This window comes from Sulfurimonas sp. NWX367 (assembly GCF_039667065.1).
GTDB lineage: Bacteria > Campylobacterota > Campylobacteria > Campylobacterales > Sulfurimonadaceae > Sulfurimonas > Sulfurimonas hydrogeniphila.
The window spans coordinates 190,672-207,132 of sequence record NZ_JALCZM010000001.1; the positions used below are offsets into that span (position 1 = coordinate 190,672).

Here is a 16,461-nt window from a genome sequence, read left to right on the forward strand (position 1 = left end):
TTGAAAACATATATATTTTTAGCATCAATTATGCTTGTATTGCTGAGCGGATGTAGTACAAAAGAGGTTTTTACACCAAAAAAAGTTTCTTATGACTGGAAAAATCATGCCAAAATTGAAGATGAAATAGTTGATATTTCATCAAATACGGCACTTTTGGATAATGGAAAAGTTTTAGACAGAGACGGAAATATAAGCATACAAATAGACAAAGAGCATCAAAGAGTACTCGGTGAAAGTGACGGTTGGGTTTTATCTGCCGCAATTGACGGAAACTTGACGCTTACATCAGAGCAATCAGCGAAAATGACAAAACATTTTGCCTTAAAAAGAACAATAGCAACCGCAGGTGTCAAAGATAATATTCTGGCAGTTTTGTTTGCCAATAATGAAATAGCCTTATATGATATGCATTCAAAAGAGCTTTTGTTCAAAGAACAGGGCGGCAAAGCGATAGCCAATGATATTCGAATTGTTCAGCCGTACTTTATGAATGATCTGGTTATCTTTTCAACATTAGACGGCAAAGTCATCATTGTGAATACAAAACTGAAAAAAAGACTCAGAACTGTCATAGTCTCGTCTGATGACTATTTTAACAATATTGTCTATTTCAGTATATTTGATGATAAAATCATTGCCGCAAGTGATTCCAAAATCTTGTCACTTTCGCAAAAAGAACTGCGTGCCAAATATGAATTACGAAATATCGTGCATGATGAAAAAGCTTTGTATATTACAACAAAACAGGGAGAAATACTCTCCTTGACACCCTCTTTGCAGGTTGATTCTAAAATAAAGTTTCCTTTTGCACACTTTTTGGGGATGATCAGTGATGGAGATAATTTATATGTTCTGGAAAAAGAGGGGTATATGATAGTGGTCAATAAAAAAACATTTGATTATACCATTCACGAAGTGGATTTGGATGACGGGCTTGTTTTTGTCGGTAAAAAAGCCTTCTTTGTAGATAATGAGAAAATTTCTATACAATAGATGTCAAACGAACTGGAAGCTTTTTTAGAGTATATTACTGTAACAAGAGCTTTGAGTAAAAAGAGTGTAGAGGCGTACAAAAGTGATCTGTGTGCCATTGAAGAAAAACTCTCCAAACCGTTGATTTTTCTTGATACACAAAAACTTATGACTCTCTTGTCTTCGTATGAAAACAAACGCACACTCAACAGAAAGCTCTCCTCTGTCAATGCCTTTTTTGAATTTTGCTACAGACAGCAATTCAGCAGTGAAAAAACGAAACTGAAATTTGCAAAAATTCCAAAACTTCTTCCGAAATTTTTATCTTATGAAGATATATTACACGGTCTGGGACTGATAGACAGAAGCAACTGGATAGGCTTGCGAGACTATGCCCTTATACTGTTTTTATATGCAAGCGGCACGCGTATCAGCGAATGTCTGGAGCTGGAACTCGGCGATATAGAAGGCGGATGGTTACATGTAAGGCACGCAAAGGGAGAAAAAGAGCGCATTGTTCCTCTGGCAAAAGTTGCAAAACAGGCAATAGATGCCTATCTGCTTACATGTAACATGCAAAAAGAGTATGTCTGGTGTAATTACCAGGGAGGAAAACTCAGTCGAATTTCCGCGTATAAAATAACACAAAAATATCTTGGAGTCTCCCCCCATGTACTGCGTCACTCCTATGCAACTTCACTGATTCGTGGTGGAGCCGATTTACGGGTAGTACAGGAACTTTTAGGGCATGCTTCACTGCTGACAACACAAATATACACCCATATTCAAAAACAGGATTTAAAAGATACTGTAGAAGTATGTCATCCTATGGCAAAGGAGTCACTGTGAATACAACAAACAACAAAATATTTTCCTATGCTTTTTTGGATTCGCTCTTTTTTACACAGAACAAATGGCATCAGCACGGTGTTTTGCTGCATACGCTTCGTGTGACATATTATGCCCTCAAAGCGGGAGATTTCAAGTTTTTTGCTGCAGGACTTTTGCATGATATCGGAAAGCCTTTTGTTGCCTATAAAAAAGATGCAGAGGATTATGAGTTTCATGAATGGAGTTTTACGGACCATGAAGAGAAAAGTTATCAGATTATAAAAAACTGGCCTTTTATCAGTGAATACACGAAAAAAATTGTACGCTATCATTACCTTATCCGGGATATTAAAAAGTCAAAAAAAGAAGATCTCCCCAGATATGCCCAAAAAAAAGAAATCTGGGATGCTTTGGACGAGGATTTGCAAGAGGATTTACAAAGGTTTTTGCATTATGATGATCTGGGAAAAGGTAAAAAAAGAAGAGATTAATACAACTGTAACAATTTCGCTATATAATGCTTCATCGGAATTGGTACTTTAGTGCCGACTGTTGGGGTGCAAAAGTCTAAATTGTATGAAGTACCGGTTTTAAAAAAGCTGTTTAATTTGGCTGAAGGACATATTTCACATAAAGGTTAAAAAAATATGAAAAAATTTATGCCGATTCTTCTTATCGGAATTATTGTTATTGTTATTGTTACACTTTTTCTCTCTTTGGAAAAAACGCAGAAAATGGTTGTTATCAAAGAGGGAAATCTTAAACAGTTGCCTTTGAAAATGGAGTTGCATAAGTTTCAAGACAGTGACTGCGGCATGGTCATAGATGATTTGACATATGCCTCTCAGGTTGTCGCACCCGATGGGAAGACCTGGTTTTTTCATGATCATGGGGATTTTGTGCATTGGCTCAGTGACAAAAAATTTCAAGACAGGGCCGTTATCTGGGTGATGAGCAGAGATACGCACCGATGGATAGACGGAAGAAAGGCCTATTATACATTAAATGAACTGACACCTATGGGGTATGGCTTTGGAGCTTATGAGCACAAAAAAGAGGGCATGGTCGATTTCGATACGATGCGTCTAAAAATGCTCCGAGGCGAAACAATGAAAGATCCAAAAATAAGAAAACAGCTGCTGGGACAATAGTGTGGATACGGTAAATTTATTGACAATTGTTACTATCGCTTTTTTAGGCTCTTTTGGGCACTGTATCGGTATGTGCGGGGGTATCGTCCTTGCTTATTCAACCATTAAAATTGAACCTGCAAGCTCCAAGGTCTCCAAAACAGTGGCTCATCTGTTGTATAACTTTGGACGTGTGTTGACCTATACAATTTTAGGAGCACTCTTTGGCGCAATCGGCGGGGTGGCAACTTTTAGCAATACCGCAAACGGTACACTGCTCATCATCGCAGGAACTGCAATGATTTTGGCAGGTTTGTCGTTAATGGGAAAAATAAAATTTCTTACATTGATAGAACATTCCATCTCTTCATCAAATTTTTACAAAAAATCTTTTCAGGCTATTTTACACTCAAAATCAAATACAAGCTTTTTTATTCTCGGTATGTTAAACGGACTGCTTCCCTGCGGTTTTGTTTACTTTTTTGCCATCACGGCTGCAAGTACGGCAAGTCCGCTTTACGGTGCTTTGGTAATGTTTATTTTCGGTATCAGTACTATTCCGGCAATGTTTTCTTTAGGATTTTTATCTTCTCTTGCCTCTGCGACGAGTTTTAGAAATATGATGATGAGCCTCTCTTCAGTGGCTGTGATTTTATACGGGATATTTACGATTTACAATGGGTATGACTACTTGACGAATCCTCTCAGAACACTGTTGCAGTGTCATTAGAGGCGTGAAGTAAAAAGCTTTGGATGTGCTTTTTTGAGTCTGTTTAATTCCTGTTCGAGTTTTTTACCTATACCGTCTTTTTTTGTTTTGAGTTCCTGGAGAAACTGAATACGTCGTTCAACAAAATAAAAATATAACAATCCGCTGATAGCTGCCGCATACAGACACCATAAAGAGGTAAAACCGTAAGGTCTGAGAATATATATAACAACAAGACCGATGAGGTTTAAAAGTCCAAAAAGTTCTATGGCAATACTGCTGCTGAGCATCAAAGAGCCGCAGGTTGTGAGTATATAAATGCCCGCATCATAAAAGTTTTCAGTCCATGGATTTTTGTAATACAGTGTGTTGTTTACAACACTGACACTTGTTGGTACTGTTGAGAGTCCGTACATTGTATAGACAGCAAGACCAAAACCCAAAATTGCCAAAATTCCAACCAGCTTTTTTTTGTATCCGTCTTTTTCTATGAGCCAGATAGCCAGAGGAATGAGAAAGGGCAGCAACCCCTGCGCATAATAGACAAAAATACCTGCGGCAATCTCCAGGGCACGTGTATCAATATGCCCACCCATTCCAAGCCAGACAAAACCTTCATCAAACTGATGCAGGGCAAATAAAAGCGGCAAGAGAGCAAAAAGAACTTCATTGGGTGTACTCACTTTTTGAAGCGTGAGGATACCTACCAACCCGATGGCTCCGGAGAGAGTGAAGTTTAATACTGCAAAATATATATCCATACATAACTGCCTTTTAGCTGTAGAGTGGTGTTCCCTGTTCTTGATGCCATGAGAGAATGTACTCCCATGCTTCTTCTGCATTGTCTGCAAACGTAATGATCTCTGTATCCTGCGGGGCAATGACACCCTCATCTTTTAAAAATTCGAAATCTATTGCTTTGTTCCAGTAGCTTTTGCCGACAAGCACAACAGGAATTGTCTGTGATTTTCTTGTTTGAATCAGTGTCAGCGTCTCAAACAGTTCATCAAAAGTTCCAAATCCGCCCGGATAAATCACCAAAGCTTTTGCACGGTTTAAAAAATGCAGTTTTCTGATGGCAAAATAGTGAAACAAAAAGCACAAATCAGGGGTAATATAAGGATTAGGATACTGCTCATGCGGCAGTTTGATATTGAGCCCTATGCTTTTGGCTCCGACATCATACGCACCGCGGTTTGCTGCTTCCATAATGCCGGGACCGCCTCCGGTCATCACGGTGACACGGCAGTCCTCAGCACTCTTTCCGCTTTTTCCTACAAGCTGACCGAATTTTCTGGCATCATCATAGTAAATACTTTTGCCAACCATCCGTTCTGCAACATAGAGTTCATGTAAGAGGTCTCTGTTGTTGGGTTTTTTCTGCAGCATTTCCCCAATGGCAGAAAGCCGTTTCATTGCAGTCTCTTTTTCGACAATCCGTGCACTTCCAAAGACAACTATGGTATGTTCTATGCCGTGTTTGTTCATTTGGAGTTCCGGTTTGAGATAATCAAGTTCGAGTCGGACACCTCTTGCCTCATAAGAGTTGATAAACTCTTTGTCTTCTTCCGCCATCGCATATGTCGGGCTTTGCATAATGGTTTTTATCAGTTCTAATGACTGCGGGTCTTCTTCTTGCAGTTTTGGATGTTCCCAGGGTAAAACGGTTTTTTTCATTTTCATTTATCATTCCTTACAATATATGTTCAAAATAGAGTCCCCATACGATGGTAATGACACCTAAGAGAGAAATCCACAGTGCCGATTTATAGGTATTTTTTATTGTACCAAACCATAAGGCATAAATAGCTTTAAGGAGGTTGTTGCTTCCTGCGGCTATCATTATAGCGGCAGTTGTCTGGGTGTTTTCGATAGAGAACTTGCCTGTCAGTATAGAGAGTATAAAAGGATCAATATCGGTAAATCCGACTAAAAAAGAGAGTATTTCCAGGCCTGATGTTCCGTAATGTTTTGTCACAAAATGGGTAATGACAATCATTGCAACAAATAAAAAGGCAAACAAAAAAGCAGTTTTGAGTTCCAAGGGATTGTGGTCGACAATTTCAACATTTTCCTGTGTTTTTTGTTCGCTTTTCAAATAAAACAGAGAAATCAGAAATCCTGTAAGTGCCAGAAGTATAAAAGGAAAAAGCAGACTTTTTCCAATCTCAATATTAAAAATCAAGGCAATAACAATGAGACGCAGATACATTACCGCGGTTGCCGAAATAATCGCTGCATCTATGACGGCATATCCTTGCAGCTGTTTTGCCTTCCTTGCCAGGACAACAGTTGTTGCCGTTGAAGAGTAGGAACCGCCAAAAATTCCTGTCAGGTAGTAGCCTTTGGAGGGAAAAAAGTATTTCTGCAGTATATATCCACTGTAACTGATACCTGAGATCACTACAACAGCCAGCCAGATTTTAAAAGGAGAGAGCGGAATGTAGGGAATTATTTTTGTATCGGGAAGCAGAGGCAGGATGACGACAGAGAGGAGTATCATTTTGCTTAATGTTTCAAATTCGCTGATATTTATCTCTTGTGTAAACTTCTCAACACCTTTGTTGACATTCAATATAAAGACAATACTGACATACAGAAGTGCTGTCATCCATAAGGCCTCTGTCTGAATCAGAGCGCCAAAAGAGTAGACAAGGAGCATAACAATGTAGAGTAAAATACTGCGTTGGTTTTCTTGAAGATTTTTTTGATAGAGCAGGGCATACAAGAGTGTAATTGACAAAAACCCTCCCGCATACAGAATATGCAGACTCGAATCAACCGCAAACAAAACAAAGCCTAAAATTCCTACAAAACTGTAGGTGCGTACATCTCCAAAGAAAAGATTTTCTGTTTTGGAAGTAATATACTGTTTTCTGTATGATTTAACTTCGAGTCCGACCAAAAAGCTAAAAACAGTGACAACCAGAAAATGTACCAAATCAATATTTAAACTCATTTATAAATTAATCCTTTTGTATAACAGCTCTCATCAAAAAGGCATACGACACTGTGATCAAAACGTAAACACTCTTTGTTCTTGTCTTTATAATCAACCTGTGATAAAAAATGTTTGAGGGTATTGATCCGTGCTGTTTTTTTGTCATCACTGTGTACAACATACCAGGGGGCAAAGACAAAGGAGGTTTTGTAAAACATCTCATCGCGCGCATTTGAGTAGGCTTTCCAGTGTTTTTGTGCCTGTTCGTCAATCGGGCTGAGTTTCCACTGTTTGAGCGGATCTTTTTTTCTCTCCTGCAGTCTTTTTTTCTGCTCCTCTTTGGAAATATCAAGATAATATTTGATGAAAATAATTTCCGCATTGACTAAGAGGTGCTCAAAATTGCCTACCTCTTTCATAAAATGTTCATACTCTTTTTGTGTGCAGAAATTCATTACTTTTTCCACGCCGGCTCTGTTGTACCAGCTGCGGTTGAAAAACACCATTTCCCCTCCAACAGGAAGTTCCTGGACATATCTTTGAAAATACCATGATTTTTTGTCTACATCACTGGGTTTTCCAAGTGCGACCACTCTGGCATCTCTGGGGCTTAAGTGCTCTATAAAACGTTTTATCATACCGTCTTTTCCGGCAGCGTCACGACCTTCAAAAATCACACATACTTTTAAATTTTTTGCGATGACCTCTTTTTGAAATTTTACGAGTTCAACCTGCAAAGTGTACAGTTCTTCTTTATACTCTTTTTTTGTCATTACAGCGCCTCCTCTCCATAGCGTTTTTCATAATATCGGACAACTATGCGTTTTACCATGTCGTTAAATACAAACCAGACACTTACATAGCCCCATAAAAAGAGGGCCCACTGCCAGTTAATACGGGTCATGAGTCCAAAACTGTACAGACCTATGGCCGTGCCGATGAGTGCTGTCAAAAAAGATGCCAGGAAAAGCGGCCATGACGGATACGGCTTTTTAAAGAACCAGTCAGCAATACGGGTGTTAAAAATCGTATAATGCCCGGCGAGAATAAGCTTCACAAAGAAGAGTGTCTGGACAAATCCCAAAAATGATTTATCATCATGCATATCGATCCATGAGGGAACTTCCGGCAGGAACATTGCTGTATCGGGATGTGATTTTAAATAGACCATTGTGATATAAAAGATGGTAAAAGAACTCAGCACTCCGGCAACTCCAAGCCAACTTGAGAGAATAAAAACGATTTTCATATCCCATCGTACCGGTTTTTCCTCTACTTTTGTGTTGTCATAAGCAATTGCCATAATGGGAATATCATTGAGCAGTGCCAAAAGAATGATCATAATCGCGGTAATAGGGTAAAAATCAAACACCACAATAGCCAGTGTCATAAATGCCAAAATACGAATGGTTTCTGCTATACGGTAAACAACATAGCTTTTCATTCTCTCAAATACAATACGTGCCTGCTCAATCGCATCTACAATTACATGTAAACCCGGAGCCATAAGTACAATATCCGCTGCTGCCCGCGCGGCATCAGTCGCACCGCTTACCGCAATTCCACAGTCGGCTTTTTTAAGTGCAGGAGCATCATTGACCCCGTCACCGGTCATACCGACAATATGGTCTGCTTTTTGGAGCTTGTCTACTATAAAGTATTTGTCTTGTGGAAAAACCTGTGCAAAACCGTCGGCATTTTCAATAATTTTGACAATTTCACTCTCATGCTGACGGACAGTTCCCTCAGGAAGCGGCTGCGCATCAAGCTCTTTTTGCACTTCTTCGACTATCTGGGTTACCTCTTTTTTAATTTCCTCTTTGTCCGCATCTTTTTGCAAAGTCTTCAATATTGAACGTACGATAATTTCTGAAAGATAGATGTACTCTTTTGTACTCTGTCCTTTGAGTTCTTTGATGTTTTCTATATCCTGTCCGATATTTAAAATACCGGCAATATATTTTGCAACAGCGATATTGTCACCGGTGACCATTTTCACTGCCACACCTTTGGCATTTGCTTCGGCTATGGCCTCTTTGGAATCTTCACGCGGAGGATCAAAAAGCGGAATGAGTCCGGCAAAATGGTAGAAGTCCTCTTCGCATTTTTTATAGGCCACACCAAGTGTGCGAAACCCTTTTTGCGCAAAATCATCCACCTTTTTGTAGGCTTCTTTTTTATTAAACTCTTTTTCATCACATAACTCTATAATAACCTGGGGAGCCCCTTTGGTATAAATGAAGCCATCCTCAAAGACGCCTTCTGTTTTTTTATGCACCGGATCAAAAGGGATGAACTTTTTCATTTTTGATTTTTGAAGTTTTTTGCTGAGATGATGCGCCTCAATATAGTCAAAAATCGGTTTTTCTATGGGATCTTCATTCTCTTTTTTACTGGCATATGCAGCATAAAGCAGTAACTGCTCCTGTGTAAAGTCTCCGACAAGATACGGCTCGGCAAGACTCATAATGTTTTGTGTGAGCGTGCCTGTTTTGTCTGAACATAAAATGTCCATGCCCGCTGCTTCTTCAATGGCTGAGAGTTTTGTAACGATGGCTTCTTTGGTTGCCAGGACTCTGGCACCCAGTGCCATAGTCACTGTTAAAACCGCAGGCATCGCCACAGGAATCGCCGAAATGGTTAAAATAAGTGCAAATATCAGCAGGTCCAAAAGCGGCTCGCCTCTGGAGACTCCATGCCAGATAATAATCCCTATAAGGACAACTGTCACAGCAATGAGAAAATCTCCCACTTTGATAACCATTTTCTGGAAATGTCCCTGCTCCTCTTTTTCGGCCTTGGCGACAAGACCGACCGTTTTGCCAAAGTAGGTGTTGATTCCTGTAGCTGTTACACGTGCTATCATCTCACCCTGTTTGATAATAGCATTGGCATAGAGATCCTCTTGGGCCTGCTTGTTGACAGGCAGAGATTCTCCCGTCAGTGCAGACTGGTCAACCTGCAAAAACTCTCCGCCCCCCAGGAGTTTACAGTCTGCCGGAACAACATCCCCTATTTTTACTTTGATAATATCATCGGGTACAAGCTCTTTTGCATCAATACTCTGCCATGTTCCCTCACGCAATACAAGTGCTTTTCTTGCCAGTTTTTTCTTTAAAACGGCGATGGCACTCAGTGCTTTTGACTCTTGATAAAAATCAACAAAAGCATTGACAAGCAGCATAAACAAGATGACAGCAAAATCTTCCCACCTGCGTGCAATGGCAGAAAGAACAGCAGCCGTTTCAATCATCCACGGAATAGGTCCCCAAAATCGTCGTAAAAGTCGATGCAGCCAACTCTCTTCTTTTTCATTTAATTCATTGTAGCCGTATTTGTTCAGGCGTTCTTGCACTTCTTCTTGTGTCAATCCGGTTAAATTATCATCATATGTTTTCATTCTAATAACCTTGTTGTATTTGCTCTAAAAACATTTTAGCACAATATGTTATAATAAAAGAAAAATAAAGGCTTATTTTATGAAGAGCTCAATTATTGAGAGTATAAAATCGCTTCCTCCTCTTTCAAAAACTATTATTGACATTAACCGGGTTTATGCGGATGAAGAGGCAGGTGTCGGTGACTTGGTCAAGGTCGTGGAACGTGATCCTATGATAGTTGCCAATTTACTTAAACATGCCAATTCTCCTTTGTATGGTTTTGGGAGAGAGATTAAAAGTGTTGCACAGGCTGTTTCACTTTTTGGTATGAGCATGACACGCTCTATTGCGCTTGGAAACTCTGTGCGTAAACTTTTAAATGTAGATATGCAACCTTACGGAGTAACAAGTGAGAAATTTGCAGAAATCTCCAGTATGCAGGCAACGCTTATGCGTAAATGGTATGCAAAGATAGATAAACAAAAGGCTGATACATTGTATTTGGCTGCATTTTTGCAAGAAACAGGAAAAATTCTGATAGCAAGTGATGTCATCCAGGAAGATGAGGGTATGAGTTTTCAATCAGAAGCAGAACATTCCAACAATTTGGCAGAGCTGGAAAAAGCATATGTAGAAGTGACAAGTTCTCAGGTAACAGCAAAAATCTTTGAGCACTGGAGTTTTGAGAAAGAATTTGTTGAAATGATTCGTTATGCGGACAATCCTTCGAGTGCACCGGAAGAGGTACAGGAGTATGCTGCTGCTTTGAATATAGTCAAGACTGTCATTCCTGTTAATAATCCTTTGTCAGAACAGGCAGTTAATTTTGGACTCAAACGTGCCAAAGATACCGGTTATGATTCAAGCATACTGCAAGAGGCAATCAATGATATGCTTGATGCTGCAGAGGTTTCTTCATGAGCAAAACAGTTACAGTCATAGATACATTCGGATTTTTCTTTCGGAGTTTTTACGCACTTCCTCAGCATTTACGTACAAAAGACGGTTTCCCGACCGGACTTTTAACCGGGTTTACCAATTTTATTTCGAGTTTGCAAAAAGAGCATGACAGTGACTATATCATTTTTGCCATAGACTCCAAAGGCGATACTTTCAGAAATGAAATAGATGTCAATTACAAAGCAAACCGAAGTGCGCCGCCGCCGGAACTCACACAACAGCTTCCCGTTGCCATAGAGTGGATAAACAAGATGGGATACAAAACACTCGGCAAGAGCGGTTTTGAAGCGGATGATATTATAGCGACAGTAGTCAAGTGTGCAAAAGAAAAAGGCTACAAAGTCAGAGTTGTTTCCCATGACAAAGACCTCTACCAGCTCATAGATGATGACAAAGTAGTCATTGTTGATGCCATTAAGAAAAAATATATCAATGAAAAAGCCTGTTATGACAAGTACGGTGTTACCCCGAAACAGTTTATAGATTACCAGTCCATCCTCGGCGACAGTGCGGACAATATTCCCGGTGTCAAAGGCATAGGAAAAGTCGGTGCCGAGAAACTGCTAAAGGAGTATGGTTCTTTAGATAATATTTATGCCCATATAGACGAAATCAAGGGTGCGACACAAAAAAAGCTCATAGAGTCAAAAGAACAGGCTTATATGTCAAAAGAGTTGGTAACTTTGCATCCCGATGTGTTTGAGTGCAAAGATTTTGATTTTGAAGAGTATAAAATGGATGTGGAAAATCCGTTTTTAAATATTTATGACGAACTGGTCAAGTATGAACAAAATGCAATTCTGCGTACACTTCATGCAAAAAACATGGTCAGCCCCGAGCGTCAGGAAAGCGCCAAAAAACTGCAAGAGTCCTGTGAGGAAAAAGCTTCAAAACTGGATTTTAAAGCGACACTGCTTACGGACGAAACAGAGTTGAACAAGGTTCTTGACAAACTCGATGCAGATACAGTTGTTGCTTTTGACACGGAAACAACGGGACTGGATTATATAAAAAACAAACTTGTCGGTTTTAGCTTTTCTTTTAATGATGAGGAAGCCTATTATGTTCCTTTTGGGCATTTTTATTTGGGAGTGGCTGATCAGGTAAGCAAAGATGTTGCCAGAAGTGCTATGCGCCGTATTTTCAACTCTCGTGTAGTGGGTCATAACATAAAATTTGATTTGCATTTTGTTTTACGTTTTTTAGATGAAAAAGAGCTGCCTGTATATTGTGACAGTATGATTTTGGCATGGCTTATTAACCCGGAATCTGCTTTAAGCCTGGACAAACTTTCTGACAAACTCCTAGGGCATGAAATGGTGCATTTCAAAGATACGGTAAAAAAAGGGGAAAACTTTTCTACCGTGGAACTTGATGATGCCTGTGTGTATGCCGCAGAGGACGCTTTTATAACACGAAAACTCTATAAACTCTTTTTACAAAAACTGGAACTCCAGGATGCGACACACCTCATAGAAGAGGCAAAAACAGTTGAAATTCCGTTTATTCATACACTTTTGAAAATGGAAGAGGAGGGGATAGAAGTCGACACAGCCTTTTTAGAAAAGTTTTTGGTTGAGGTAAAAGAGACACTCGAACACTTGACAAAAAGTATCTATGAACTTGCGGGGAGTGAGTTTAACATCAATTCAACACAGCAACTCGGCAAGATACTTTTTGAAAAACTCGGGCTTCCTGTGGGAAAAAAGACAAAAACAGGCTACTCTACAGATGAAAAAGTGCTCAGTTCTTTAAAAGAGAAGCATCCCATCATCTCAAAACTACTGGAGTATCGTGAGGTTCATAAACTCTACTCTACCTATATTGACCCGCTTTTAAAATTGGCGGATGAGGATGAACACCATAGAATTCATACCTCTTTTGTGCAAACCGGTACAGCAACAGGAAGATTGAGCTCAAAAAACCCGAATTTGCAAAATATTCCGACAAGAACACCGCTGGGTGCAAAAATCCGTAGAGCATTTGTAGCCGGTGAGGGCAAAAAACTCATTGGTATTGATTACTCGCAGATGGAACTGCGCCTCTTGGCGCATTTTTCACAGGATCCTGTTTTGGTGGATGCATTTATGCATGACAAAGATATTCACTTACAGACGGCTGTGGTATTATTCGGTGAAGAGGAAGCAAAAGCAAAAAGAAACATAGCAAAAACCGTTAATTTTGGACTTTTATATGGAATGGGGCAGAAAAAACTTTCAGATACTCTGGGCATTCCAACAAAAGAGGCAAAAGCAATTATAGAGAAGTATTTTGCATCCTTTCCGACAGTTAAAGCCTACTTTCGTTCTATAGTGGAAAAATCAAAAGAACAGGGATATGTAGAAACATTACTCAAACGCAGACGCTATTTTGACTATGAAAACGCCACACCGATGTACAAGGCTGCCTATGAACGAGAAGCGGTCAACACTGTTTTTCAGGGAAGTGTGAGTGATATTATAAAACTCAGTATGAATAAAATCCATACTATTATCAATGAGGAAAAACTGCCGGCTAAAATGTTACTGCAAATTCATGATGAACTGATTTTTGAAGTTGATGCAAAAGAAGTTGATGTACTCGGAGAGAGATTCCGAAATATTATGGATCATATTGTAGAACTCAAAATACCTCTGCGGGCAAGTTTAAATATCGGGGATAACTGGGGAGAATTAAAATAATGGAGTTTCGATATATAGGAAAAACAGGCTTGAGAGTCAGTCCAATATGCCTTGGAACTATGACTTTTGGGACACAGACACCTGATGAGAAGGCTGCTTTTGAAATAATGGACAAAGCCTATGAAGCAGGTGTGAATTTTTTTGATACAGCCGAGTTGTATCCTGTACCTCCTTCTGCCAAACTTGCAGGAGTGACAGAAGAGATTGTAGGCCGATGGCTCAAAACAAAACCGCGTGAGAGTGTTATACTTGCTACAAAGGTTGCAGGGGCTGCAAGCGGTTGGTTTGTTCCGCCTGTTCGTCACGGACTGACAGCAATAGACAGTTTTCATATTGAGAAGGCGGTTGAGGGAAGTCTCAAACGTTTGGGGACTGACTATCTAGATCTGTATCAGATGCACTGGCCGGATACCGTAGTGCCGATTGAGGAGAGTCTTAAAGCCTTTGACAGACTTGTACAAAGCGGTAAAGTGCGTTATATAGGAACGTCCAACGATACGGCCTACGGTACTTCAAAAGCATTAATGACAAGCGAATTCAAAGGATATGCCAGATTTGAGTCTATTCAAAACAATTTTTCTCTTTTGAATCGAAGATTTTTGGATGAGCTTGCTGTGCTTTGTGAAAAAGAGCAGATTTCGCTTTTGCCGTATTCGCCGCTTGCAGGCGGAGTCTTGAGCGGCAAATACAATCAGACAAATAATACAACAGGAAGATTTGCAACGTATGTACAATCAAAAAATGCAAGACAAAGAGCCATGGCACAAAGATTTCTTAATGACAAGACGCTCGCTTCGACGCAAAAATATTTAAAAATAGCGCATGATGCAGGGCTTGACCCGGTAACTATGGCAATTGCCTGGTCCAAACAGTTTTCTTTTGTTGCATCCACTATTATAGGTGCCACGCAACCGGCACAACTTGATGCAAGTTTGGCGGCAATGGATGTAGAACTTTCACAGGAAGTGCTTGACGCCTGCGATAAAGTGCATCAGGAAATTTTATATCCTATGGGCTAGGAAGTGTTTGACTGGGTTTGCTGAAATGATATCCCTGTGAGTATTCAATGCCCAGGTCTTCAACAATCTTTTGCACACTGGCATTGTGTACAAATTCGGCTACACAGGGGATATTGGCATTTTTTGCAAAAAATGCAATCGCTTTGGTGATTTCATAACTTTTTGGATTGGTGTCAATGTCTTTTATATATTTTGCATCAATTTTTAAAAAGTCTATATCAAGATCCAAGACTCTTTCAAAGTTTGAATATTCAATACCAAAATCGTCCAGAGCAAGGGCATATCCCTTTTCTTTTAAAGCATTTAACTGTTGGATATGGTTTTTCTTTCCGCTTGCACTGATGCCTTCAAGTATCTCTAAAATAACACGGGAAGGGTTTATACTGTATTTGGCAGATTTCTCATTTAAATAATCCAGAATATAGTGACGTGTCAAATCATCTTCTGTAAGATTTATTGAAAAGATATACTCATTATGTGACATAATTTCAAAAGTTTTGTCTATCATGATTTTGGTGATTTCCGGCAGAAGACCGGAGGAGTGGGCAGGTTTCAAAAAGAAGTAGGGAGAAAAAATTTCTTTTTCTGTTTTTATTCGGGCAAGTGCTTCAAATTTTGTAATTTCACCGGTGCTGTTGTCCCGGATACCCTGAAAAAAAGGAACAATATTATTTGAAATAAGGGCATTGTGCAAAATATTATTTGCCTCTATAAACTCTTTTCTTTTTTGAAAAAAAATATTTTCTTCCTTGTTGTCAAAAATATAGAGAGCACTTCTGCCTCTTGTTTTTGCATGTTTCAAGGAGATAATCGCATGTTTAAAAAGGTTTGTGCTGCCCGTGGCAGCTCCGTAGGAAAAAGAGATATTCAAGGCTATGGAATCTATAAGCAGTTCATGTGTGTAAAAATACTCTTGTATCTTTTTAACATTTTGTTCTACATTGGCATCTGCATGTAAAATAATGGCAAACCTGTCTGCTTCAAGCTTGCATATTTTCGGATATTGCAGTTTTGCTGTAAAGATATCTGCAACATTGGTGAGCAGTGCGTCGCCTACAGAAAAACCGTAAGTGTTGTTGATATAGCTGAAATTATTGATATCGAGAATTAAAAGAGTATGTTCCTGAGTGTCATTCAATAATTTGTCTATATATGTTTTGTTATGCAGTCCTGTTAAATTGTCATAATAAAGCATATGTTGTATTTTGTTCTCTATTTCTTTGTTTTTTAATACAATATTAACAATAAATGCGGCTGTTTCAAGAAGTTTTTTGTGAAAAGGCGTCGGCAGCCGATGTTCAAAAGAGGAGAGGGCAAAGCTTCCGACGGCTTTGTTGTTTTCATCGACAATTGGCATGGACCAGCAGGAACAGAGATTGTAATCATAGGCAACCTGTCTTAAATCAGCCCATCTTTTGTCTTTAAATGTATTTAAAACATACTGAGGCTTATTGTGAAAGACTGCATTGCCGCAAGAGCCGCCACCGGGTCCCGGTTTGAGATTTTCCAGGGATTTTCGTCCTGAATCAGGTATAGAAGGGGCGCAAAGTACACTCATAAAACCGGTCTCTTTGTTGACAAGCATAATGGATGCGACAGAATTTGGCAACAGATGTTCTGTCAACAGGCATAAATGCTGAAGGATATCCTCATAATCGTCATTGAGTGACAGTTTATTTAAAACAGCACTTTGAATGTCAAGAATTTTTTCATACTCTTTTGGAGTGATGTGAAGCTGACCAAGCTGTATTTCATTTAAGTTTTTACATGTAAGCTCTTCTTCCACAATTGACCTTCCCAGAAATTAAATATATGATAACAATATCATATAACCG

At 39.4% G+C, this 16,461-nt stretch carries 14 protein-coding genes; 8 read left to right on the plus strand and 6 right to left on the minus strand.

The features are described from left to right. The 5 genes from MNY28_RS00940 (at position 1) to MNY28_RS00960 (ending at position 3,666) form a co-directional block, all read left to right on the plus strand. Positions 1-996: a hypothetical protein gene (locus MNY28_RS00940; protein WP_346388614.1), complete on the plus strand. Its 996-nt coding sequence runs from the start codon at positions 1-3 to the stop codon at positions 994-996. Continuing rightward, the gene (locus MNY28_RS00945; RefSeq protein WP_346388615.1) at positions 997-1,824 is read left to right on the plus strand and encodes a tyrosine-type recombinase/integrase; all 828 of its coding nucleotides are present in this window, start codon (positions 997-999) and stop codon (positions 1,822-1,824) included. Further along, positions 1,821-2,297 (plus strand): HD domain-containing protein, encoded by a 477-nt coding sequence (locus tag MNY28_RS00950; protein ID WP_230973238.1) that lies wholly within the window; start codon positions 1,821-1,823, stop codon positions 2,295-2,297. The genes MNY28_RS00945 and MNY28_RS00950 overlap by 4 nt, the downstream gene beginning before the upstream one ends. Positions 2,298-2,453: 156 nt before the next feature. Then, positions 2,454-2,957, plus strand: coding sequence for a hypothetical protein (locus tag MNY28_RS00955; RefSeq protein WP_151900595.1), 504 nt, complete (start codon positions 2,454-2,456; stop codon positions 2,955-2,957). Between the two features lies 1 nt (position 2,958). After that, entirely contained in the window at positions 2,959-3,666 is a 708-nt protein-coding gene (locus tag MNY28_RS00960; RefSeq protein WP_226069046.1) for a sulfite exporter TauE/SafE family protein, read from the plus strand. Here the strand turns inward: MNY28_RS00960 and MNY28_RS00965 are convergent. The 5 genes from MNY28_RS00965 to MNY28_RS00985 are packed head-to-tail and all read right to left on the minus strand — an operon-like array spanning position 3,663 to position 9,986. After that, positions 3,663-4,406 carry a DUF6629 family protein gene (locus MNY28_RS00965; protein ID WP_346388616.1) on the minus strand — a complete coding sequence of 248 codons (744 nt, stop codon included), beginning with the start codon at positions 4,404-4,406 and terminating at the stop codon, positions 3,663-3,665. The genes MNY28_RS00960 and MNY28_RS00965 overlap by 4 nt on opposite strands. A gap of 13 nt (positions 4,407-4,419) precedes the next feature. Next, complete coding sequence (locus MNY28_RS00970) at positions 4,420-5,328, minus strand: TIGR00730 family Rossman fold protein (protein ID WP_151900592.1); 909 nt, start codon at positions 5,326-5,328, stop codon at positions 4,420-4,422. A 10-nt stretch (positions 5,329-5,338) separates the two neighbouring features. Next, positions 5,339-6,604: a DUF4010 domain-containing protein gene (locus MNY28_RS00975; RefSeq protein ID WP_151900591.1), complete on the minus strand. Its 1,266-nt coding sequence runs from the start codon at positions 6,602-6,604 to the stop codon at positions 5,339-5,341. Continuing rightward, positions 6,601-7,359, minus strand: a complete 759-nt coding sequence (gene ppk2 / locus MNY28_RS00980; RefSeq protein ID WP_346388617.1) for a polyphosphate kinase 2 — start codon at positions 7,357-7,359, stop codon at positions 6,601-6,603. Before ppk2 ends, MNY28_RS00975 begins: the two co-directional genes overlap by 4 nt. Then, a complete protein-coding gene (locus MNY28_RS00985; protein ID WP_346388618.1) occupies positions 7,359-9,986 on the minus strand; it encodes a plasma-membrane proton-efflux P-type ATPase in 2,628 nt (875 codons plus the stop codon). The genes ppk2 and MNY28_RS00985 overlap by 1 nt, the downstream gene beginning before the upstream one ends. A 79-nt stretch (positions 9,987-10,065) precedes the next feature. Here MNY28_RS00985 and MNY28_RS00990 point away from each other — a divergent pair, with 79 nt between their 5' ends. The 3 genes from MNY28_RS00990 to MNY28_RS01000 are packed head-to-tail and all read left to right on the plus strand — an operon-like array spanning position 10,066 to position 14,626. Beyond that, entirely contained in the window at positions 10,066-10,887 is an 822-nt protein-coding gene (locus tag MNY28_RS00990; protein WP_346388619.1) for an HDOD domain-containing protein, read from the plus strand. After that, positions 10,884-13,607, plus strand: a complete 2,724-nt coding sequence (gene polA, locus MNY28_RS00995; RefSeq protein WP_346388620.1) for a DNA polymerase I — start codon at positions 10,884-10,886, stop codon at positions 13,605-13,607. The genes MNY28_RS00990 and polA overlap by 4 nt, the downstream gene beginning before the upstream one ends. Continuing rightward, on the plus strand, positions 13,607-14,626 hold the full coding sequence (locus MNY28_RS01000) for an aldo/keto reductase (protein ID WP_346388621.1): 1,020 nt from the start codon (positions 13,607-13,609) through the stop codon (positions 14,624-14,626). Before polA ends, MNY28_RS01000 begins: the two co-directional genes overlap by 1 nt. On the opposite strand, the gene MNY28_RS01005 is transcribed toward MNY28_RS01000, so the two are convergent. Next, positions 14,616-16,412: an EAL domain-containing protein gene (locus MNY28_RS01005; RefSeq protein ID WP_346388622.1), complete on the minus strand. Its 1,797-nt coding sequence runs from the start codon at positions 16,410-16,412 to the stop codon at positions 14,616-14,618. The genes MNY28_RS01000 and MNY28_RS01005 overlap by 11 nt on opposite strands. Positions 16,413-16,461: the final 49 nt, after the last annotated feature.